The organism is Vibrio sp. Isolate34, assembly GCF_022397915.1.
Classification (GTDB): domain Bacteria; phylum Pseudomonadota; class Gammaproteobacteria; order Enterobacterales; family Vibrionaceae; genus Vibrio.
This window is the reverse complement of sequence record NZ_JAKEUO010000001.1, coordinates 158,669-181,656: the sequence shown is the minus strand read 5'-3', so window position 1 is coordinate 181,656 and position 22,988 is coordinate 158,669. Positions and strand designations below refer to the sequence as shown.

General features: G+C 40.5%; 16 protein-coding genes. 12 read left to right on the top strand and 4 right to left on the bottom strand.

The window, feature by feature from the left end:
- Positions 1–30 precede the first annotated feature (30 nt).
- The 6 genes from L1D22_RS00795 to L1D22_RS00770 all read left to right on the top strand — a co-directional run bounded on the left by L1D22_RS00795 (position 31) and on the right by L1D22_RS00770 (position 9,168).
- Positions 31–1,257, top strand: a complete 1,227-nt coding sequence (locus L1D22_RS00795; RefSeq protein ID WP_239828397.1) for a site-specific integrase — start codon at positions 31–33, stop codon at positions 1,255–1,257.
- A complete protein-coding gene (locus L1D22_RS00790) occupies positions 1,254–2,993 on the top strand; it encodes a hypothetical protein (RefSeq protein ID WP_239828396.1) in 1,740 nt (579 codons plus the stop codon). The genes L1D22_RS00795 and L1D22_RS00790 overlap by 4 nt, the downstream gene beginning before the upstream one ends.
- 2 nt (positions 2,994–2,995) lie before the next feature.
- Complete coding sequence (locus L1D22_RS00785; protein ID WP_239828395.1) at positions 2,996–5,149, top strand: site-specific integrase; 2,154 nt, start codon at positions 2,996–2,998, stop codon at positions 5,147–5,149.
- Between the two features lie 2 nt (positions 5,150–5,151).
- Entirely contained in the window at positions 5,152–5,559 is a 408-nt protein-coding gene (locus L1D22_RS00780) for a hypothetical protein (protein ID WP_239828394.1), read from the top strand.
- A gap of 592 nt (positions 5,560–6,151) precedes the next feature.
- Positions 6,152–7,801: a VPA1262 family N-terminal domain-containing protein gene (locus tag L1D22_RS00775; RefSeq protein WP_239828393.1), complete on the top strand. Its 1,650-nt coding sequence runs from the start codon at positions 6,152–6,154 to the stop codon at positions 7,799–7,801.
- Positions 7,798–9,168, top strand: a complete 1,371-nt coding sequence (locus tag L1D22_RS00770; protein WP_239828392.1) for a hypothetical protein — start codon at positions 7,798–7,800, stop codon at positions 9,166–9,168. The genes L1D22_RS00775 and L1D22_RS00770 overlap by 4 nt, the downstream gene beginning before the upstream one ends.
- Positions 9,169–9,585: 417 nt before the next feature.
- On the opposite strand, the gene L1D22_RS00765 is transcribed toward L1D22_RS00770, so the two are convergent.
- Together L1D22_RS00765 and dkgB are read right to left on the bottom strand one after the other, a co-directional pair.
- Entirely contained in the window at positions 9,586–10,170 is a 585-nt protein-coding gene (locus tag L1D22_RS00765; RefSeq protein ID WP_239828391.1) for an NAD(P)H-dependent oxidoreductase, read from the bottom strand.
- Position 10,171: 1 nt separating this feature from the next.
- Positions 10,172–10,972: a 2,5-didehydrogluconate reductase DkgB gene (dkgB, locus tag L1D22_RS00760; protein ID WP_239828390.1), complete on the bottom strand. Its 801-nt coding sequence runs from the start codon at positions 10,970–10,972 to the stop codon at positions 10,172–10,174.
- Between the two features lie 107 nt (positions 10,973–11,079).
- Between dkgB and L1D22_RS00755 the strand changes: the two genes are divergently transcribed.
- Positions 11,080–11,985 carry a LysR family transcriptional regulator gene (locus L1D22_RS00755; protein ID WP_239828389.1) on the top strand — a complete coding sequence of 302 codons (906 nt, stop codon included), beginning with the start codon at positions 11,080–11,082 and terminating at the stop codon, positions 11,983–11,985.
- Positions 11,986–12,134: 149 nt separating this feature from the next.
- On the opposite strand, the gene L1D22_RS00750 is transcribed toward L1D22_RS00755, so the two are convergent.
- Positions 12,135–12,521: a hypothetical protein gene (locus L1D22_RS00750; protein WP_239828388.1), complete on the bottom strand. Its 387-nt coding sequence runs from the start codon at positions 12,519–12,521 to the stop codon at positions 12,135–12,137.
- Between the two features lie 850 nt (positions 12,522–13,371).
- Entirely contained in the window at positions 13,372–14,292 is a 921-nt protein-coding gene (locus L1D22_RS00745) for a hypothetical protein (protein WP_239828387.1), read from the bottom strand.
- 1,731 nt (positions 14,293–16,023) lie between these two features.
- On the opposite strand from L1D22_RS00745, the gene L1D22_RS00740 reads away from it, so the two are divergent.
- The 5 genes from L1D22_RS00740 (at position 16,024) to ltrA (ending at position 21,700) form a co-directional block, all read left to right on the top strand.
- Positions 16,024–17,709, top strand: a complete 1,686-nt coding sequence (locus tag L1D22_RS00740; RefSeq protein ID WP_239828386.1) for a hypothetical protein — start codon at positions 16,024–16,026, stop codon at positions 17,707–17,709.
- Complete coding sequence (locus L1D22_RS00735) at positions 17,702–18,331, top strand: hypothetical protein (RefSeq protein ID WP_239828385.1); 630 nt, start codon at positions 17,702–17,704, stop codon at positions 18,329–18,331. The genes L1D22_RS00740 and L1D22_RS00735 overlap by 8 nt, the downstream gene beginning before the upstream one ends.
- 307 nt (positions 18,332–18,638) lie before the next feature.
- Positions 18,639–19,061: a VOC family protein gene (locus tag L1D22_RS00730; protein ID WP_239828384.1), complete on the top strand. Its 423-nt coding sequence runs from the start codon at positions 18,639–18,641 to the stop codon at positions 19,059–19,061.
- 259 nt (positions 19,062–19,320) lie between these two features.
- Positions 19,321–19,563 carry a hypothetical protein gene (locus L1D22_RS00725; RefSeq protein ID WP_239828383.1) on the top strand — a complete coding sequence of 81 codons (243 nt, stop codon included), beginning with the start codon at positions 19,321–19,323 and terminating at the stop codon, positions 19,561–19,563.
- A gap of 664 nt (positions 19,564–20,227) precedes the next feature.
- The gene (ltrA, locus tag L1D22_RS00720; RefSeq protein WP_239828382.1) at positions 20,228–21,700 is read left to right on the top strand and encodes a group II intron reverse transcriptase/maturase; all 1,473 of its coding nucleotides are present in this window, start codon (positions 20,228–20,230) and stop codon (positions 21,698–21,700) included.
- Positions 21,701–22,988: the final 1,288 nt, after the last annotated feature.

Below are 22,988 nucleotides of genomic sequence, written 5' to 3'. Positions count from 1 at the left end.
TAAAGTTAGATTGATTTTAAAGAGGCTGTTATGGATCACTATTACCATCTCACTGCAACAAGTAAAGAGATAGAGATTGGGGATGTTGAAGAAGATATCTCAGGAGGTAAGCCTGATTTCTCTATTCACAAACCTATGCGTTTCGATGGTGTGAAATTACTGTTTACCTCAGAGGGTGAGCCTGAGTTTTATGCTAACGCTTATATTCTGAGTCGTCGTATCGTTGAAGGTATAAAGAACACTGAACCTACCTCTTATGCTTTACTTCGTTTCTTTAGGTTTCTAGGGAAGAACAATCTCAACTGGAATGATGAAAATCAAGAGCTTGAACGTTATCCCATTTATCTGTTCCGAGCTTACTTAAATAAGCAAATTGACAGCGGCAATATGAGGCGCAGTGTAGGTTCAACAACCTTGTCCGTAATTCGAAGATTCTATGTGTTTTGTCTGCGACATGGTTATGTTGAAAACCTCCCTTTTGAAGTAACTGGTTACACCAAATATGGTCAGATGCTTACAGACATAACCATTACCAGCCCGAAGCAGGAAACCACGTTAACACCAATGAATGACATGGATATTCAGCATATAAGAGACAACTGGCATCGTGCAGGGGTTTCAGGTGAGTTTAGGTTACTCGTTGCAACTGCTATCAACTCAGGATTAAGAGCAATAGAAGTTGCTGACTTAAAACCTCGCCATGTGAAAGTGCCCAAGGGGTTTAGGGGTAAAACGTTCACCAACATTAAGATTGGTAATTCTCACGGTTGCCGAACTAAGTTTGGTACAAACCGAGTGATTTCAATGCCAGTGTGGTTAATGGAGCAGTTATCTAAATACTGTGAAAGTGAGCGATATAAGGAGCGTGCTAGGTTGTATTTTTACAATACCGGTGATGAAGATGCCCCTATTTTCATCACTAAAGAAGGCAATAGATTCAAAGAAGAAAACGAAAAATCAAACTCAATCGACGCCCTCTGGAGTAAATTGCGAAGTGCGATAAAAGAGAACAGTAATCCGCATTTTGACCATATTTTTCATGATACAAGAGTCACTTTTCTCGCCAATAAGTTTGAGCTTTTGGTTAACATGGATGACATCACAACCTCCCAAGCATTGAAGTTACTCAAAGATGAAGCGGGTCATAAAGATTTAAGTGTCACCATGCACTATTTAACGCATTGGGAAGGCAATCCAACTAAGAATCAAGTGCCTGAATTAATGATGAACTTACTGGATGAGGATGACATTTTATGACCGATAATATAGATGTTAACAAGCCAGAAAATGCTCGCATTTATCGCTCTATCCCAACGGATGAAATGCAATCGGACAACCCGTTAGCAACGATTCATCAATGGAAGTTTGTGTGGAAAAATGGCCTCGGCACTAATTCTAGCTGTAATTTTGAAGAGTTACTGCAATACAGCACCAAGAAGCATGTTCGTTTTCTTATCTCCAAGTTTGACCAGTCTGGATGGGCTGAGCCTGGGAAAGTAGCGTATTTTAGAGATATAAGAGCGATATTGTCACACGCCTTTAATGAGAAGAAAGGAAAGCAAAAGGTTGAGTTATCCGCTGAATCCGCCAGTGCCCACATTCAAGCGCAGTGGCTTTCAATAAGAACAACAGGTGTCGGCTTGCATGGCAAACCTAAAAAGGCCAAAACCCTCGGGTGGGAGGCATCGAAATACAGCTCGATGCTCAAGAAATTCGGTTTGGGCGTGATTCCCAAGGCACTTCGAAACCTTGACACTAACTCTGCTTCTTTTGATTCGAGCAACTACACCAAAAAAGAGTTAAAAAAAATAGGTCGCGCTCTTTTATCTGATAGAAAAGCGCTCAATAAGCGTTATCTGGACGAATCTATTAGCGATTTTCAAAGAAGGTTGGCGTTTGATAGCTTAATATGTAATGCCGTATTTCTATACATCTATTACACGGCGGCAGGTCAGACAGAGGCTCTAAATACCTTCGTGTTAGAAGATGAATGGAAAGTCGATAACATCGGTGGAAACCGCATCTCCGTTAAGGGCTTGAAAACTCGTGGTTACAAAGAAGAAACACGTTCATTTACCCCAAGGGCTGCATCAAAAACCTTTTTTGAAGAACACATTCAATTATCAAAACTTAACGCAGAAGATTTAAAGTTGGATAAACATTACTTGTTTGTTCACAGAAGCGGTGAAAAACCTAGTTCCATGGGCTTGTATCGATACGCTAAAGGATTGATAGAGCGCTCTACAACGTTGAAGCTAGCCGTATCGAACAACCCAAACTTTAAACTGAATTGTGAGCGGTTAAAGTCCTCGATTAAGCAGTATGCAGAGAGTCAATACGGTCGGATGGGAGCAATGGAAAGCTCACGTAACCAATCAGAAAGCACTTGGAATAATTCGAGATATGGCAAGAACTCGAAGGCCATCGCAAGGAGAGAGTTAGCGGTAGGCGGCGCGACATTATACGCTTACGCGCAAAACCCGACAGGTGGCGCTACGGTTGCTATAGCAAAGACAAAGGCTAAGTATTGTGAGGTTTTATCCGTTGAAGAGGCCGATGCACTTCGAACGGCTTCTAAGCACACTGTTGATGATATATCCAATGGTGGTATCTGTAAGGGTGAGGACACACCTCAGAAACGTGAATTCCAAAAGACGAATGTGGATGTAGGGCTGCTAGAAGAAGACGATGTAAAGGATTTGGGATGTGGATATGTCATTAAATGCTTTATGTGTCGTAACTTCGCCGTTGTCGATGAGGTTCATGATATTTGGCGTTTTCTTTCCTTTGAACTGAGGTTCAAAGAGGCGTTAATTGCTCATAAAGATTTAATGCATTTCATTAAAAACTTCAGTGAGGTTCAATCTTCCATCGTAGAAATCAAAAAACGCTTTAAAAAACGCAACCTAAAGGCCGCAGAAGCCTACCTCAAACGTCAAGGGTGTCATCCTCTGTGGGATGAAGATTCCATTTCAGATGTCTTTAAGGGGTAACTATGTTCAGTATTAGCCACGACCACGCTTTATTTGACAAGTATTCGTTACCAACCACTACAAACTACCCTATGCCGACGAACCGTACCGTGGTAAGTGTGAACAAAGATGGTAGCCCAGCCTCTTACTTTGAGGATGATGTGTGGGATTTCAATGATTTATTTAATACCACAAAAGCAGGTCAGTGGAGTTACAAACTAGCGTTTCAAAGTGCCAAGCATAATCCCAAATTACTTATTGAACTTAAACAAAGAATGTATTGGTTAATATGGGGAGGTAAAGGGGCGTTATTGAACGTTGAAGGAGCTGATACTTTTCGTAAAATTGAGAGCTTAAGGCTAGTACAGCATTGTACTGAACACACGTTAAGAATGTTTTTTGACACAAGTATTGACTCTTTTGGCTACTTGAACAATGAAATTGTTTTTTCGCAATTGGTCGAATCACTGAAAGGCCAAGCAGAGAAAACAATTACAAATAAGCTCGATGCCTTGAGTGTCTTTACACAAGTTAATCAGTATTTTCCAGAATCTCATCGCTTTCAAATCCCATATCAAGAGGGGCAAACAGCCAGAAGTCTAGCAAAGAAAATTGCTGGCTCTGGCAAAGGGCACCACCCCACAGTAATTCCAGTGATTTATGAGCAGTATTTATCTCGTATCATTAATGACGTGGAATCAGCGTATACAGAGCTCTTAAATGGCCGTGATTTTGATGGTGATGTTGAGAGTGAATACAACGTATTGGTGGCAAGTATTGATAGTGGCGCTGAAATAAAAGCGCTATATCAGGAGATGACAACTGGCGTTGATATTAAAGAAAAGGCTCAACTCAACAAGCTCTCAGAAAGTGAACTCGTTAATGATTTTATGGAAAAAGCAAAGGATGGGGTTGAAGCGATTTATCGCAATCAAGCGCATCGCTCGGTACTAGAAGCTTATAAGAAAGAGAATCCGTTGTTTGACGTAAAGGAATATGCAAAAAGCAATGGCATTACAGAACGGCAGGCAGTGAATGCGTTTAACGTTATTCGAGGCGCATGTTTTGGGGCGTGTTCAGCATTTACAGGCATGAGAAACAGTGAACTAACACAAATTGACAGTACCTCATACCAAGAGGTCGATATTGATGGCATAACACTGTGTACGATGCGGTCATGGACGAATAAGCTAGAAAAATTGGCGCGTGAGGATACGTGGGCGTGTGCACCAATTTGTGAAAAAGCATTGTTGGTGTTATCTGTACTCAATGACCACTATCGCTCAGAATCGGGGGATATTCACCTCGCGCCTCGGTTTAAATTTGATGGCTTAGGTGGCAGGGGTGACAATATAAAGCGCCAGCACAAAGATATAGTATTGAATACTAATAACCTTAGGAGTCTATGGGCGCTTTATAGCAAATACATTGATATTCGTTATGTTCCAGATGAAATGGATGAGCTGTATAACTTATTAAATCCTGTCGTGCCAAAGAACTATTACCCTATCAAAGATAATGGTAGTGGAGAATTGTATTGGCACTTTTCAACTCACTCATTAAGACGAACATTTGCCCATTTTGTTGTTGGGCATGGTTTGGTATCACTCGCATCATTAAAACACCAGTTCAAGCACATTAATTTATCTATGACTGCCATTTATGCCAGTCATTCAGAAGTTTTGACGCTCATGGGCATACAAAAACCAGCAGAAATCAAGAAGCAGATTGAAGAGCAATATAATGCACAACATCATGATTACATGAAGGATATTATTGAGCACCCTGAGGAGCAGTCAGGTGGATACATACAATCCTTTGAGGGTGATGGAGTGAAAAGTTCTGCTGAGTTTAATGAACTGGTCAGTAAGACAAAAGGCGCAAATAAATCAACAGGTTTTGGTACTTGCTTTGCAGGAGACTCGTGCAGTATGAATCACTTATTTGAGTCTTCTAAGTGTGTAGGTCGAGATTGTGAAAACCTCAATGTCAATAAAAGAGAAGCTGAGAATTGGGTTAGAAGACGTGAGGGCTGTATAGCTAAAATTGAAAAGATGAAAGAAATGAATTTGTTTAATAAAAGCTCTTTAGCCACTCAGCTTAGTGACATTAGGGCGGCTGAAAAGGTGATGTCAGATCACGGCATTGAATTTGATAAATATAGAGTAGAGGTATAAGCATGGCAGCGGTAGCTGTAAAGCTAGAGAACGCTTTTAAAGCACTTTTGAAGGAAGGGAAAAAGATTAGTCCGTTCGCTGTCGAAAAACGTGCGGGTGTGTCTAACGGCTCTTTGAAGAATCATGCTGAGTTGTTGGGGAGGGTGCTTGAAGAAAAAGAAAAGTACCTTTCAGATCCAAAGAAAGTAGGTGTGGTTAAGGCGAAGGAAAATAAGTCAAAAGCTAAGGTTTCAAAGGATAAATATCAGGAAGTGTTGGAGCAAAACGAAAGGCTCAAAACTAAGAATGAGCAGTTAGAGTCGGAGCATGTTGTCATGGCTGATAAGGTGGCCCAAATGACTTGGGAGTTACATCGCTACAAAACCAAAACAAGAAAAAATTCGACGAGCGTGAAGAATTTGAAGGTGTAATCAAAAGCCTGAAATGGCAAATGTCGACGGCCAATAAATTTTGCTCAGTTTTAATAAAGTCTGATCTGTTTTGAGTAATGTCAGGTCTGGAGGAGTGAATTAGCTAACACGCTTCTGCCCCATTCTTCGTTAGAGTAGAAAGTCGTTTATACCTTGTTCATCTGTGTTGCCATACCAAAAGTTATCTGAGGGGGGCTTTGGAAGACTAGTGGTGAGGTCTGTTTCTGGGCGAGCGCAGTTTTACGCTTAAAGATAGCCTTAAGTTCTTTAGCTACCAGTCGTACATTCACCCTGACCTATGGGGAAAGATTCAGACCAGCCTTTATCACTGCATGGAGTTTGATGTGGTTTGTGAGTTGAATGAAGCCCAGTCAATCAAGAAACCGCTTAAAAACGAAAACAGCCTGTAAACGATTCTAAGCTCGCATAAGTGTGAAAGCCCTAGCAGTTATCATCTGCTAGGGCTTTTTCTTGAATATAAGGGATTTAACCGGGTTTTAAACACAATTTCGGTTAACAAGCCTTTAATCTGATTGCATATGTGTGAAACAATCATAATCCGTATGCAATTTCCTTAGATATGTGAGATAAAATGTTCGACAGTTCATCAACTAACGAGCTAGCAAAGCTTTTGAAACAAGGAGTTTTAGGTAACTATAATTGCTTGGAAGTTACAGAAGTTTTTGCTATCACTCACAAATGTGCTTCCCCCATAAACCTTTATACAATTCTAGTTGCAGAGGAGCGAAAAGAACCAACCTTTAACACCCCTTCATATATAGGTGATCGAAAGGAACTAAAGCTGCCTACACTACAAGGCTGGTTCATCGGAATAAAGCGTTATTTACTTCCTATTGAGCAAGCTGAAAGTGTAGTTGAGGGAGTGTTAACATCAAGGTGCTGGGATAGCTGTGGGGATTCAGTACCTACCGAAGAGTATAGTTATTCACCAGCAACGTTTGTTACGGCCGATTCATTTGAAGCAATTCCTTTTAACTCAATAATAAAAAATAACTTCAACAGTGGCTCTTACTTGATTGAACTAAAAAATGAATCAAAAGACGCACTAATTCCCTTAGTTAGCAACCCTGTATTAATACAGACGTTATCTGAGAAAATTCAAAAATTTATCCCTATTAAAATTGCAACATTGTCGGACAAATTAGGGAATATCATCATTCAGATACCCGTCACAAGTATTCAAGGCAATGTTCAGGGATTACAAGGCAGCGAAGATATAAAGGTAAGCCTTTTTTGGCATGACAATATTGCGCCTAGAGCTTTGACTATTGTAGCGGAGCAAAAAGGCCGTGATAAAACGATAGATAGCTACTTTATCGATAACAAAAATGAAAAGAGCTCTGAAAGTATCATACCTTTCAAACACGCAACTCCTCACAAAGTAACTGTCTGGGACTCAGAATATAATTTAATTCTACTTGCCACTCATTGGTCATCATTTATTCGCTCAACAATGTTTGATATGAGAATCGCTAGTAACTATCCGAGGGTAATCCCCCAAAAAGACAGTATCAAACCTATCGAAATCCCTGTTCATACAACTAACAAAAACTTGGTTGGTGAGAAAACAAAAAAATCGAAATGGTTAGATCGGAGACTTTATCAAGCGGAGCAAAAAGAATTACTACGAAGAAAAGAATTTGTCCAATATAACCCCAAAGGTATAAACAAGTTACAAGAACAACATCGAGCATTACAAGATATTCGATTCCTGATTAATAGCTATGGTTCAGAAGGTGTCTGGTTGTGGGACCCTTACTTAGATGAATGGGATATTATTAATACTTTATTCTTTAACCAGTGCTCAAATGCCCCTATGAGAGCTATATCATCGGTAAAAGAGTCCTCCGATTCTCCCAAATGCCCAATTTGTAGCACCGATGTGTGTACACAAAAGAAAGAGCAACAAAGCAAGTCTAAAGTCATGCATAAGTTTTTTAATGAACTACCAAAAGAAACTATAAGTGGTATTAATTTGCAAGTACGAACACCGTATGCTGAGTTTGGTTGGCGATTCCATGATAGGTTTATAATTTTTCCAAACCACGAGCATGGCCCTGTAGCTTGGTCCCTAGGCACATCGGTAAATAGCTTAGGCAAAGAACATCATATTCTCCAAAAAGTAAGCGATGGGCAAATGATTGCCGATGCGTTTGAAGAGCTCTGGTTGTCCCTAGAGGCCGAAGAGTGTTTTATTTGGAGCAACACGGATAAATTATGATTGAATACGACAATTATCTAAGTGATGTTTTAATTGCTGAAAGTAACGATACTTACGACTTATACGATAAATTCAATGCAGCAGAGTGTCCCTTAGGTTTAAGAGAGCTATGCAGAGGTCGGCATCAACATAAAGTCAGAACTCAAGCATCTAATGACTTCATTAAGTGGTTGACAGATTCTGTTTTGAGCTATGAAAATCGAGCCAAAAACAAGCTAGAATCATATTTTTTCCTAATTGAAAAAATATCTAGTCCTATGTGTTTTTGGCGAAACATACTATGCACCTCAAAACAGATTGCACCTCTGATTCAAGATTCAGTGAACATCATTCAGTCACTAAAAAGTGATATTCAAGAACCATTTATCTCCGATTACCATAGAGAAAAACTAATTTTGGAGTTCCAGAGTTTAGGTAACTCTGGTGATTGGGCCAAAGTGCATGAAAAGACATTTCACAGTGCCCCTTATTTCAAACATTCCATCAACTACCTTCTTTCTAACGCACTTGCTATTCTTTATGTTCATTCACAGGAAAAGCTTATAGAGTGTTTGGAAGATAAAAAAGATATACCTTTGATTTGGGGGCTTATGTCACATGCAGGTGTTGATGTAACACTTGATATAGCCCATTCAACCAAGTCCCATTCATTACTATTTTGCTGTTACGCATCACTTCTCTCTCAACACAAAGAGCAATCTTTTTCTCAAGATCAAGATTGTAGTTTTACCTCTCTACTAGAGAAAACCGCAAGCTCAGAATTTTTCTCTCATGTTTTGAATATTGTGGCCAGATACCCATCCAGATATCCCAACATTCAAGATTTACTTGGCTCAGCACTAGCAAAGAGCAAGAACTCTGATGCCATCACTCAATACTTAGGTTCTATAGGCTTACGCAGTATTGAATTCAACGACCCATGCAGAAAAATCGTTGCGCAATGCCTCACAGCATTTGCCAACAACGCAAGTATTGAGCATCAGAGGGTTGCGTGGAAAGCTGCATACCACATTTGGTTTGATTGGAAGTTTGACATATCAAAGAAAGACGATGTTTACTTATTTGAAACAAAAGCATCTGCTTTAGATTATGCTATCGTTCGCTACTTTCTAGACTGCTGCTCCACTGAGGATAGAAAGAAGTTCGTTGATGAGAGACTTGAGGGATTAAATATAATTTCAGAAGCATGGTATGAATCCCAAACAGATTTAAAAAGTCACTGGAACTTAGAACTGTCTCTGTTACAACCCGTATTTCAAGCCAATGAAATAATCAGAAGTCCATCTCAGCCTTATTTGATGGTAGATCGGTTCTATTCACTAGAAACAATCCAAAACAATCAATACATACAGGCTTACATTAACTAACCAACGTTAATCCGCTCTAAAGGTCACACTCCATACAATGGCATCCAGCTAGTTAATTGGGTGCCTTTTTATGCCTGCTAAACTCTACCTATCCTACTGTTCTGTAAACGCCCCATGAACCCACGGGGCTGTCGGAGGACAATAAAGTTTGTCATTTTCCTCTGCTTGTTCACTCTGCAAAGGTATGTGAATCGACTATATCAAATACGTTTTTGCCCCGAAGTGTGTTTCGACCGCTATTTGTCACAGAATATGGCTTAAAGTTTGACCTACTTTTTATTATCAAAAGTACATCTAGTGATTTGACCAAATTTTCTGATTTACCAACACCCCCATCCTCTCGACATATAAGAGGATGGGTAGCTTATAAACCCGTGCTAAGCCTGCGTAGCCAATAGATGACAGTATCGAGCGAAATTAGCCTGAAAATACTTCCTTCAAGTGTGCTTTATACCTTTCAAAGTCGCTTTCGATCTGAGGGTTTTTTATGACATCATTACACATAAAGGTACTCAAAGGAGACATTCCCAAAAATTGATGGGCTTTATGTAATGGTAAATACACACCATCAACGCCGACTCCTTCAAAAAACTGAGAAGGATCAGTAAACGCATCTTGTGGAGCGTTCCATGTAACCGAAAGCATATACTTTTTGCCTTGAATCAACCCTCCTGAGCCATAATGTTTGTTTCTATCACTTCTTGTTCTGCCATCGCTTTGATACAAACGACCGTGACCAAGGGTGAAAACATCATCAATATACTTTTTAACAATCCATGGTGTCCCCATCCACCATGCTGGATTTTGATGGATAACAACATCTGACCATAACCATTTTTCGATCTCAGTTTCTATGTCGTAACCATTGTCAATCTCAGTAACTTTGACGTTATGGTTCAACTCGGTCAAATAGCTTTCAGCGACGTCTACTAAGCTATTGTTGAGTGCTCCTGCGGAGTGAGCAAATTTTTTGCCGCCGTTGACGATCAATACATTGCTCATTTTAGTCGTCCCACTTTGGTGCAAGACCATCAGGGTTCACTTGACGCCCATTGCGTTCAAGACCATCGATCAAATCCATGTCTTCAATCGTTAGTCGGAGTTGCTGTGCTTGCAGGTTGCTGATGAGATTTTCGCGTTTGGTTGACGAAGGGATCACGGCAAATTCCTTGGCAAGTGCCCACGCCAACACGACTTGCGCTGGTGTCGCTTTATACTTACCTGCAATATCAATAATCAAAGGTTCCTTTAAAACTTCACCATAGGCTAATGTCATGTAAGAGGTCACTTGTATGCCGTTTTCTTGCATATATGATACTAATTTAGGGTTTTGCAAGTACGGGCTTAGCTCAATTTGGTTTGTAGCAATATTTTCTTTGCCTACCACATCGAAGGCTTTGCGCAACAGCTCAATATTGAAATTTGACACCCCAATTTCTTTGGTTAGCCCAAGGGATATTGCCTCTAGCAGAGCCTGCATATACTCTTCGATATTTTCATTTTCACCAGGCCAGTGAATGAGTGTTAAATCCACATAGTCCGTTTTCAGCTTCTTTAGACTTTCCTTGAGGCTTGGAATAAGTTCAGCGTTAGACATGTTGTCTACCCAGATTTTGGTTGTGATGTACAACTCTTCTCTGGGTATAGTTGACTCCACTAATGCTTCTCCAATGCTAGCTTCATTACCATAGATTTGAGCTGTATCAATTACACGATAGCCAACTTCTAATGAGTTTAATACTGAATTTTTTACCACTTCGCCCTCTAAGCGAAAAGTGCCTACACCAAACGAAGGTACAGTCATAACGTCTCCAAAATATTTATGTTGTTGCTGTTGGTACTAACTTTACTTGGTATGACTAATTCTCTAAAGTTAACATTAATCAATTTTGAATTTACAAAAGGTAATGAATGAAATCGACTTTGGATGAGATGAAAGCACTAGTCGCTGTTGTAGATACAGGAACTGTGCGGGGAGCATCAGAAATTCTTTCTATTACACCAGCTGCAGTGAGCCGAACTATTTCAAGGTTAGAAACAAAACTAGAAACGACCTTGTTGAGTCGTACTACACGTAAGGTAAGTGTTACATCGGAAGGAAGGGGGTACCTAAAAAGAGTTCGAAGAATACTCGAAGAAGTTGATTTAGCTGAGGATAAATTGAGAGTCCAAAAAGATAAGCCTTCAGGTCTTTTACGAATTAATGCAGCAACTCCCTTCGCAATTCATGGACTTGCTCCTTGCATTTACCACTACCAAGCGCTTAATCCTGAAGTTGAAATCGAACTCAATACAAGCGAAGAAAATATAGATTTGGTCGGGAAACAAACGGATATCGCTATCCGTATTGGCCAACTTAAAGATTCAACATTGAGAGCGGTATTTATAGGCAGCAGCAGAATACGTATTGTTGCCAGTCCTGAGTATCTGAAAGAATTTGGCACACCAAGTCGTATCGATGAGCTATCCAACCATAGGCTATTGGGATTTAATAAGCCTGAAATTCTGAAAAATTGGCCTCTCATAGATGAAAACGATAAGATCTTTAAAGCAACGAGCAACTTACGAGCAGATAATGGTGAAGTAATTCGGCATTTAGCCTTAAGTGGAGCAGGTATAGCATGCTTATCTGACTTTATGACATATAGAGATAGGAAAAATGGCAGTTTAGTAGAACTGTTCAAGGGGGCATCTCTCAGAATTGATCAACCTATTCATGCAATTTATTACAAAAACTCAGTAACATCTCTTCGCATTTCATCATTTATTGAGTTTCTCAAAAGGCATCTTAACATTGAGAATAATGAGTTTATATAGCTGTTCTTTAGCAGCTGCACCAAAACTACACATTAGATTACGTGACTTTTCATATCTGTAGTTATTCATGAATTGCTAATTTAGAAAAGTCACTGACACAGAAATGTCCAGAGACGTGTTATGCCGCCATGCTTTGGGACAAAAGCAACTTAGTTTAGTAAGAACTTTGGTGGTTCGACGAGCAGTGGTTCTAAAATATTGTATGCCTTCTGTTTATCCTTCTGGCTTGCATTTTGAGCTGTTGCAGTGAGTATAGTGTCCCTTTCTTCAGCCGTAACAATTACAGTAAAGAAGATAGCTTCAAGGACTCTATACGGGTATTGATTTGGATTTCCTTTGATAACTGAAAATGGAAACATTTTAGTCAAAGACATTAGTTCCTGTGATGCTCGGGTGGCACGAGTGCCTAATATGAACCCTATAGTTTGTGCATAGTCTTTGATCGTAGTAAAAGCAGTATCGTTGATACTTCTCTCAGCAATCTCTCCAAAATCTTGCCAATTGACAAACTTCAGATCTTCAATTTTTTCAAACATTTATAAACGCCCCTCTTAATACAAATATTCAGTACTATATAAGCTGCTAGGCGATATACAGCGACCGTTTAGATTATAGGGGCTGCCCCCAACTTTAGTCGAGCGTTTCATGGCTATGGTACAATAGCCATTTAGATATCTTCTTAAGCGATTCTTTTACTTGCTTTGAATATTTTTGATCTCTGTTGTTTCCTTTATCATTATTGATAAGGTACAGGTCTATCTAGCGATGATCTTGTTTTGATTTCGTACGGATACGTAAGGGTTAAGTAATAATATTGTAATTTATTTTATTCGATGGTTAATCATGGTCACAGCGAGTACAAGTTTGGCGAAACGCCGACACAATGAAAAAAAATCGTCATTTGCATCTTTCAGTTCACAGAGTAAAAAGATGTCGAAGCAGACAATGCGGAATAACCGTATAGCTGAGTTTGTTGTTACTTTGATGAAGGGGGGATGGAACAAGGTAGACGCGTTGAAAGCTACCGAAACTAAATTTGAGTTATCCGCTAACCAAGTCCGTAGTGGGCTACATGAGTATATAAATCGTGTTGGAAGCCTCCATGGGAACGTCACAAATCCAAATGAAGTTGAAGCTTTTTTAGGAAAGATGGCAAAAAGAAAGTGTTGCAAATATAAATAGTTATAATAAATGTTCTGTTGTTCGTTTCAAAGTGGTTCGGGACAAAAGCGCCTTGGCGCTATCGGTCTAGAACACTTTGGTCGAAACCTGAAGATTTGGTTATGTTTATCCCTGCTGGCAAGCGGAAAGACATCACCCGCAAATTGTAAGCTTAAGCTCTAAGATCAGAAATAGCCGCTAAATCTGGCGGCTATCTACTAAACATTAGTCCTTAGACTCCATCTTCTCTAGCGCTTCCATCAGAATCCTCGCGGTCTTCGCGTCGTCGTTATCTAGAGCTTCTTTTATCTGAGTTTTCAGTGCGGCAATCGCAGCATTGTCGTTCTCGATAGTGGTACGAACGGTCTGTCGAATTGCTTCTTCTTTGGCAATCTTACTAACCTTGTTTTTCTCGAGTTTTTCGGCCACTTCTTTGCTTGTTTTACTAACTTTTTTCACACTTGGCTTTAATATGTACTTCCAAATCCCCCAAACACCACAAAAGGCCCCAATAGCTATCAGAATCAGTATTAACGCTCTTTCTTGGTTTTGAGCATCGTATTTAGCATCGAACTCGGCTTTGGCTGCACCTTGAATATCGTTGTACGCATCATTGAAGCCAACCAACTTAACGGACTTTTTAACTCTGTATGTTGGGTACTTATCGTACTCACCGTGGTAAGTAGGTTTAAGCCCCTCAAGCTTAATCAGCTTATCATCAGGTATCTTTCCATAACCACTAACGCTAACTATAGGATCCGACTCACCTAACATGGACCGAATTAAGTCATTCTCTTTCTTGTAATCAATCCTGTTGAAAGCAGTGTTCGTACTCACACCAAGTTTTCCATTAGAAACCGTCACGGAATAGCTATGACCAAAACTAGTTCTCGACTCGTTTGCCATAGTGCTACGAACATAGACGGAGTTGTTACAGTAGCTTTCTTTGTAAGAAATGAAAATGCCCTTTTCCCATTTAGGGTCACAGTATCGAGATAAGGTAAATGTTGTATCCTCATCTATTTTCCAGATGTAGGACGATAGGTAATTTTGTTCTGAGGGTATGTCGATAATATCAGTTTCAGCAATTGCCAAAGCTGGTAGTAACAACAAAAGAGAAGCAAGCTTGGTCTTATGGTTCGTCATTTCCTGTATATCTTTTGGGGCGGTTAGAGTGGCTCATATCATACAAGAAATGCGAAATGGATGTTGTGTTGTTCATGTCAGAGGTTTTTAGCTTTTTGACTCTCTACCTGTATAAGATCTGACTGAACCCCAAGGATGGGAATAGAACCATCCTTGGGATTCAGTGTAATCATGACGATGGCGATATGACTAACATTAATTGATCAAGTCTATTCCTTGTTACGAAAACGGTAACTCTTGTCATCATTCAAGTAGTTTTGGGACAAGAGCGCCTTAGTGCAACTACTCTAAAGCACTTCTGCCCCAAGATGTGTTTAGAGCGCAAGAAACCACCATGAGATTTATTTGTGAAACAAGCTGTTTCCCAATTGTCCAACAGGTTGTTGGACAAATTCTAGTAACCAATTATGCAAGAGGGCCTTGCACAATTTCGGAAACAGGTTGTTTCGTAAATCACCTCTGCTCCAACCCGGTTCTGATCTCGTCGCTTCGGCAATAGAACTAACTAATGTGCAAAATATGCACATTGCTCATCAAGCAACTATCGAGGATTCCTCGGTAGTTGAACTGTTGCAATAATTGCCCGAGCAACGAGAAAGCTCAGTGATTGCAGATTCTGCAACAACTCATATCTGCTCCTTTTCCAGTTAGACGCTCATTTCGCAGTGTGCGAATCGCAACCTGCGGAATGAACTTCTCTTCCCCTTAAAGTATTTATAAACCATACATTTACGTGGTAAATCTAAAGGGATCTAGCTTAGCTTGTCTAAAACACAGACACGACCATAACTACAAAAAGTAGCTCTATTACGCGCGACCAGCGGTCAATAGTAGCTGGTATTGACCGCCTTCAGTTCGGAATGCGTTTTCTAAAAAAAACGACAACTTTTGCACNCCTGCGGAATGAACTTCTCTTCCCCTTAAAGTATTTATAAACCATACATTTACGTGGTAAATCTAAAGGGATCTAGCTTAGCTTGTCTAAAACACAGACACGACCATAACTACAAAAAGTAGCTCTATTACGCGCGACCAGCGGTCAATAGTAGCTGGTATTGACCGCCTTCAGTTCGGAATGCGTTTTCTAAAAAAAACGACAACTTTTGCACCTATGATTAATTATTACAAAACATACACTTAGGTTACTTTTTATTGTCGGATTTCACGGTGAAATTGACAGGTAACCAACAGGGTTGGAAGCTTTACTAAGCGGCTTTCCGACAGCAAACATTATTCTCAATTTTCTATTTTACGTGATAACTGTAGCTTCAAGCTTGTCTGACTCGTTTGTGCCCCAAAGTGAGCCAGAGCAGGATTGAACCTGACTTCGTTACTCACAATTTAACTTACTTTTTCTATGTCTAGAGCTTTAACCATATAGTCAAATTTCCTGAGCCACTACACTGAAGGCGCAAGACAACGACAATTCATTAAGAGAGGTGGTGATACAAGTCTGAACTACCTTGATGTGAAAACGATTAGTGATATTGTATTCGTCAGAGTGGAAACAATCAAAGACCGTCAATTGAATATGCGAAAACAAGTAACAGAGGGCAAATTACTGCTAAGTAGATCAGTAACACTCTCCGCATCACTACGGAGGAACAAATTGTTACCAATGGGTTTTTGTAACAGTTGATTAGGGATTATTACTGTGGTTTTATGCAGGTAATTAAAAGGTGTTAGCTGAAAACGTTAGCTAGATGTATTCTGGATAATTAGGGATAGATAATGATCGCTATTAAAATCATGTTACTTACTGGATTTGCACTAGCCACCACAGGCATAAAATCGAGACATCCACGCACATCGTCAAAACTCGAATATGGCAGCCACCTTATGGTCTTAGCTCTGGCAACATATGTAACATGGAGTTTTGGAAGCCCACTCTACTCTCTTCACAGCGATGCTAGATTCATCCATCAAGAGCAGGTATACGTTATTGCTCATGAGGTACATCCTCTAATTCCTTTTAGAACTGACATTGTTGGAATCAATACCAATTCTGAGAATGAATTCATTAAGCTAAATTTCACAGACCAAGCAAAAGAGCAAATAAATACACAGTATCCTTACACGCCCGATAACCCTTTCCGACAATACTTGTTCTACATCATTATAGGGATCTGGTTCCCCCTATCACTTCTTATATTTAGAGATCGCTTTGAGAAGAAGCTAAAGTCGTCTGATTCCATCATTGGCATTCGACATAAGATAAGCACCCTCCCAAAAAGCTCCGATTCAGAGAAGGCACTACAAACGCTAGTAGCACTACGAAAAAAGGAAGATACGCTTCAAAAACGCATCGCCGAAGCATTTGCTATGCATATGCAGATAACTCATCTGCCCCAATTCAAAGATTGGTATCCAAAGGATATTGCCAACCCAAACAACGAGCATACAGTCTTATCTTGGCTTGGAGAAAGGATGAGAAACGGCGCAAAGGACTGCTCAATCAAAATTTCTACTGTCAACTTGGCTAGATATCCAGAGTACCTCAAGTTTGTAGATACCGACGCGATACCACACCTGTATAGCAAACTCTCAGCAACCGAGATCCACGCCTCGCTGGATCGCGATAACAGAGAAGCCCTAAGTTCTAATAATATTCTCATTGAACGAAGAAGCATATACGAACAGAATTCGGCAATGGCAGATAAAACCAAGAAGATGATACAAAATAGACTCAATCTACTTATTCCCGATAATGCATTAGAATTAGTATCACTCGCAAAAGACTGCCGTATAGGGATTAATCTTGCCCGATTACCTTCTTGGGCGTACTCAGATTCTAACGATGACCTTGCGACGCATAATGGCTACTCGTACTCAATAAAGCGCAAGAAGAAAGAAGACTCTCGACTGGTGATCCATGACCGATACTTTGTCATCATTAAGTGCCTATTTAAAAAGCAAGTAGAACGCGAATTCTTCTATGAACTGGATTCAGTTCCACCCGCTCAGGTTCTAAACCAATTAATGACGAAAGAACTAAAGCGCCGTGGTTCGAAGTCCCCTGATTTTGATAACAAACTAGTTGAATCGGCAACGGATATTGCAGCGACCATGTCTCTTTTAGAGCAATGCTTTGTGCCACCAGCAATTAAACCTTGCTTACAAAGACCGAAAAAACGCCTAACTAACTCAGCCGTCCAATATTGGATACGAGAATCTTATAACGAGCTAACTGATGCAGTAAAAGGCGAGATACAAACTGAGCTTAATTCTTCCACATTCGAAGCTCTCTTGAGCAAGAATCCCGAACTTATTCTGAACTTCCTCAAGTCTAACAATGACCTATTAATGTCGGCTGGCCTAGCAGATGGCTTGTCGAATGAAATCCTCACATTGTTCTTATCTGAGTTCTTCAATGATGGTGTAATCAATGCAATTTGCGAAGGGGCTAAAAATGACTAAGCACATCACCATACTAATTTTAATTAGCTCTTTCAGCTCTGCTAGTCACGCTAAATCATCCACATTACGAGATACTGTCTCTGATTATGTTAGCGAAGTCGTTTCGAAAGTATCCTCATACATACCCGCACCAACTGGGTACTTCGAGAGAACACAAAAGGCTAATACGATTAGGTTTTTACCGAATGAGAAGACCACTAATTTAGTACTGACCGATATAGATAAGCAGTATGAGACATACATCATCCTCAACTACGTTAAACTACCAGCATCACATAAGCCAATGCCCCTTACTCCTGGCAAGTACGGCCTCGCGTTCTACAAAGATGGTAAAGCTGTTTCAGTGAGATACGTTAACGTGCCTGGAGGTGTAGAAAGTATTCATGAAAAAGCTGTACCTCATATCTTCGACGCAAACAGAGTACAAATCGAGATTCTAGCTCAACCACATAGCGCTACAATTGAGATAATGAATATTAAAGATAAGTACGCTCCTCTGATTACGTTAGAGCATGGTGTATACGATATACGTGTTAGCCAAAAGGGGTACCAGACATACAGGTCAAAAACCACGTTTGACAACCTCAACCCTAACCTGCATGTAATCCTAAAACCTAATTGATCTGCACAATGATGGTGGACTCTAGTAAGCGAATTTTGCAATACAATGAGTTATCCATGACTTACTAATTTAGGAAGTCCGCTGACAAGCTTATGTCCAAATTCGTGCTGGCGGGGTAGATCACCTTAACTCAGATCTGCCCCATTATTTGGTAGACCTTTCACTCATTCACATCCTGTTAATGTGCTTTTGCCCTACTAAATGTTATGCGATGGCGTAAATTTTTGCTTGACCTCAAGTTAAGTTGAGGTGTTAGGTTGTTTTGAGTTGATACTTTAGCTCATTGATAAAAAAGATATATTTGAATATGACAAGGATCGAGCATTTAAATATTACAGTTCCAAATATTGACGCTGCATTGGCATTTTTAGTTATTGTAGCTCCAGATTTTAATGTACGAAAAGATGTTAAGCCTCCAGATAGACATCGTTGGGTTCATGTGGGCAACAAGCAAAGCTATTTTGCGCTTCAAGAGCCTCATCTTGACTCACTTGTTCCCCAAAATTTTCAAAAAACGTATAAAAACTACGGGCTAAACCATATTGGCTTGGTTGTGGATGATCTTGAAGCTACAGAGAGCCGCCTAGTTGAACAAGGATATCGTAGAGGTATTTTTGCTCCTGAAGAAACATATCGTAAAAGGGCGTATTTTTTCGACAAAGCTGGCTTCGAGTGGGAATTAATAGAGTTTTTGTCTGACGTAGAAGATGAAATGTACTTGTATGAGTAAGTTGTGAAAAGCGCATACAAAACATTTAGGCTTTCAAGATACTTTTTCTAATCCAATTTGGCACGTTAGAATTCATACTCTAACGTGTTTTTGTCCAGAGGCTTCATATAGCTGAAGCTTTAAATGTGGCACTTTTTAACAAAGTGCCTCCTAGCTCGGTTCTGCCCCATTAAGTGTGTTTCAGCGATTCGACCTAACGGCATCCGGACTGATTTTGCTATACTGCAACTAACCTAAATCCTCAGTAAGGCTGCATGCGATGAGCGAGAAAAAATTGACCGAAGAAGAGCTATTAGAAGGCCTTACAGCTTATACTGCACATGCAGATGAACTGAGTGATATCGATACTGAAGAATGGACGAAAATGCTCAATCAGGCAAAGCATATAGTGTTAAAAGATGCCGATTATGAAAGATTTGTAGCCTTCCTGAATTCAGCCTCAGATCCAACAGCAATAGAAGATTTCAAAAAGCTTTTCAAACGAAAAGCACCTTGGGAATGATCCAACTCATTTCACCCCATAGCCACTGAAACGAAGCTCGAGCCTTTTCTTTTTAGCGGAAGTAACCTACTAGCACATAAATGCCCGTGCGACCTGAAGTCGTATGAAGCGTTGTTCACCACGACAAGAGTGAACCATCTGTATCACCAGATGACCCTAAGATCCTGAATAAAGTAGCGGATCTGACAATGTAACGAAACTTGGCCGTTAGGCTGAGTGGGAACAAAATCGTGAGAGGATGTTCCTCCTGAAAACCACAATTCGGGTAAGTGCTAGGGAGTCAATATGATGAACGTATGTGAATCCATTAAAGGTGCGTCATATGATGAAGCAGCGGAAGTGGTTAATACGCTGTGGCCAAAACGGCAACGAGAGTCGGAAAGGAGTTGGGCATTGGCCTTTCGTGATCAAAGTACTCTCCGCACTAGAGTGGGCATCTAAGTTGACATTTTACGTAACATACGGAACAGGGTAAGCCTGTATCGCTCCCTATGGGAAAGCCTTTGTGGCCGATAGCGATGCGGGTAAAGGAGGTCGGAGAAAGCGAAGGCTGCATTGTAACGATGCAGATACAGACTAGTGTCTGGTCACGAAAGTGAGCCCACTTCCGACTGGTCTTTCGTTGCGAGAGAGTTTGAAGAACTTTATTTAAGGAGAAACGCAAATGATGATTTCTAAAGAGATTAGTGCCTCTCCTGACAGTGCTCAATGGCAGTCTATCGACTGGAAACCTATTGAATCGCATGTATTAAAGCTTCAGATGCGTATCGCAAAGGCAACTAGAGAAGATAAACACGGTAAAGCGAAAGCCTTGCAGTGGATACTAACTCATTCTCGCTCAGCTAAGCTTCTTGCAGTCAGGCGAGTATCTCAAAATAAAGGTAGTAAAACGCCTGGAATAGATGGTGTCATCTGGAACACAGATGCACGCCGCATAAAAGCAGTTAATCAATTGAGTCGAAAGGCGTACAAAGCCCAACCGCTCAAGCGTATCTACATCCCTAAAAAGAACGGCAAGCTCAGACCATTAGGCATTCCATGCATGATTGACAGAGCGCAACAAGCCCTCCATCTTCTTGCATTAGAGCCTATATCGGAAATGCTTGCTGACCCTAATAGTTATGGATTTAGGCCAAATCGCAGTACTGCCGATGCAGTTGGGCAGTGTTTCAAATGTTTGGCATTAAAGAAATCAGCTAAATGGGTACTTGAAGGGGATATTAAAGCTTGTTTCGACAAGATCGGCCATCAATGGCTTCTTGATAACATCGCTATTGATAAGAGAATGTTGGAACAATGGCTAAAATCTGGCTTTATGGACAAAGGTCTGTTTTATCGCACCGATGAGGGGACACCACAAGGTGGGATAATATCACCAACCTTGATGCTAATGACTCTTGCTGGACTTGAGCAGCATATTAAGTCTACGGCCCTCAAAAAGGGTAGTAGGGCCAATTTCATTGGATACGCCGACGATTTCGTCGTCACCTGCGCTTCAAAGGAAGTGTTGGAGAGCGATATCAAACCGTTGATCGCTGACTTTTTAGCGGAAAGAGGATTAACATTATCCGAAGAAAAAACGCACATTACACACATCGATAACGGCTTTAACTTTCTAGGGTTCAATCACAGAAAGTACAAAGGGAAATTGCTCATTAAACCGAGTAAATCTAACACATTGCTGTTCTTGAGTAATCTGCGCGAACTCATCAAAAAGCATGCAACAACCTCTGTAAACGATCTTATCAAACTGATAAATCCGAAATTAAGGGGTTGGGCTAATTATTATCGCCATTGCGTGGCTAAACAGGTATTCGGATATGTTGGTCATAAGCTATTTCTTGCATTATGGCACTGGGCAGTGAGGCGTCATCCGACAAAATCCAAAACTTGGGTGGCCCTTAAATACTTCGTCAACCGAAAAGGCCAATGGCATTTTCATGGTTGGCAGAAGATCATGGATATGGATTGCCAGTTCAATCTCTTCCAAATAGCCAAAGTACCGATCGAGAGACATGTAAAAATCCGAAGTGCAGCGACACCATATGACCCTCAACACCAAGAATACTTGGCTAAGAGAAAGTCAAAAAGGCAAGCTCGCAACTCTTGGAAGGAGCCTACTCTCGCTGCTTTATAAGTTGCTGGGTATCAAACGATGCCTTCGTGAAGGCTTGAGCCTAGTGCAGTGAAAGTTGCACGCTGGGTTCTTAGGGGGACGGCACTTGGTAACAAGTGTCGTCTACCCGACCAAGATGTGTTTAGAGCGCAAGAAACCACCATGAGATTTATTTGTGAAACAAGCTGTTTCCCAATTGTCCAACAGGTTGTTGGACAAATTCTAGTAACCAATTCTGCAAGAGGGTCTTGCACAATTTCGGAAACAGGTTGTTTCGTAAATCACCTCTGCTCCAACCCGGTTCTGATCTCGTCGCTTCGGCAATAGAACTAACTAATGTGCAAAATATGCACATTGCTCATCAAGCAACTATCGAGGATTCCTCGGTAGTTGAACTGTTGCAATAATTGCCCGAGCAACGAGAAAGCTCAGTGATTGCAGATTCTGCAACAACTCATATCTGCTCCTTTTCTAGTTAGACGCTCATTTCGCAGTGTGCGAATCGCAACCTGCGGAATGAACTTCTCTTCCCCTTAAAGTATTTATAAACCATACATTTACGTGGTAAATCTAAAGGGATCTAGCTTAGCTTGTCTAAAACACAGACACGACCATAACTACAAAAAGTAGCTCTATTACGCGCGACCAGCGGTCAATAGTAGCTGGTATTGACCGCCTTCAGTTCGGAATGCGTTTTCTAAAAAAAACGACAACTTTTGCACNCCTGCGGAATGAACTTCTCTTCCCCTTAAAGTATTTATAAACCATACATTTACGTGGTAAATCTAAAGGGATCTAGCTTAGCTTGTCTAAAACACAGACACGACCATAACTACAAAAAGTAGCTCTATTACGCGCGACCAGCGGTCAATAGTAGCTGGTATTGACCGCCTTCAGTTCGGAATGCGTTTTCTAAAAAAAACGACAACTTTTGCACCTATGATTAATTATTACAAAACATACACTTAGGTTGCTTTTTATTGTCGGATTTCACAGTGAAATTGACAGGTAACCAACAGGGGTGGAAGCTTTACTAAGCGGCTTTCCGACAGCAAACATTATTCTCAATTTTCTATTTTACGTGATAACTGTAGCTTCAAGCTTGTCTGACTCGTTTCTGCCCCATTCGAAGTTAGAACTGACTAGCTTCTCAACATCAACATATGACAACATCAACATATGACAACATCAACATATGAAGAAGCCACAGTGTATGGATTGGTTGTGACTCATCAGCAAATTTGTCAGATCGAGTGTTCGACGAAATGACATAGTGTCGATTCTACGAACAAACACTAGTTTGAATCAG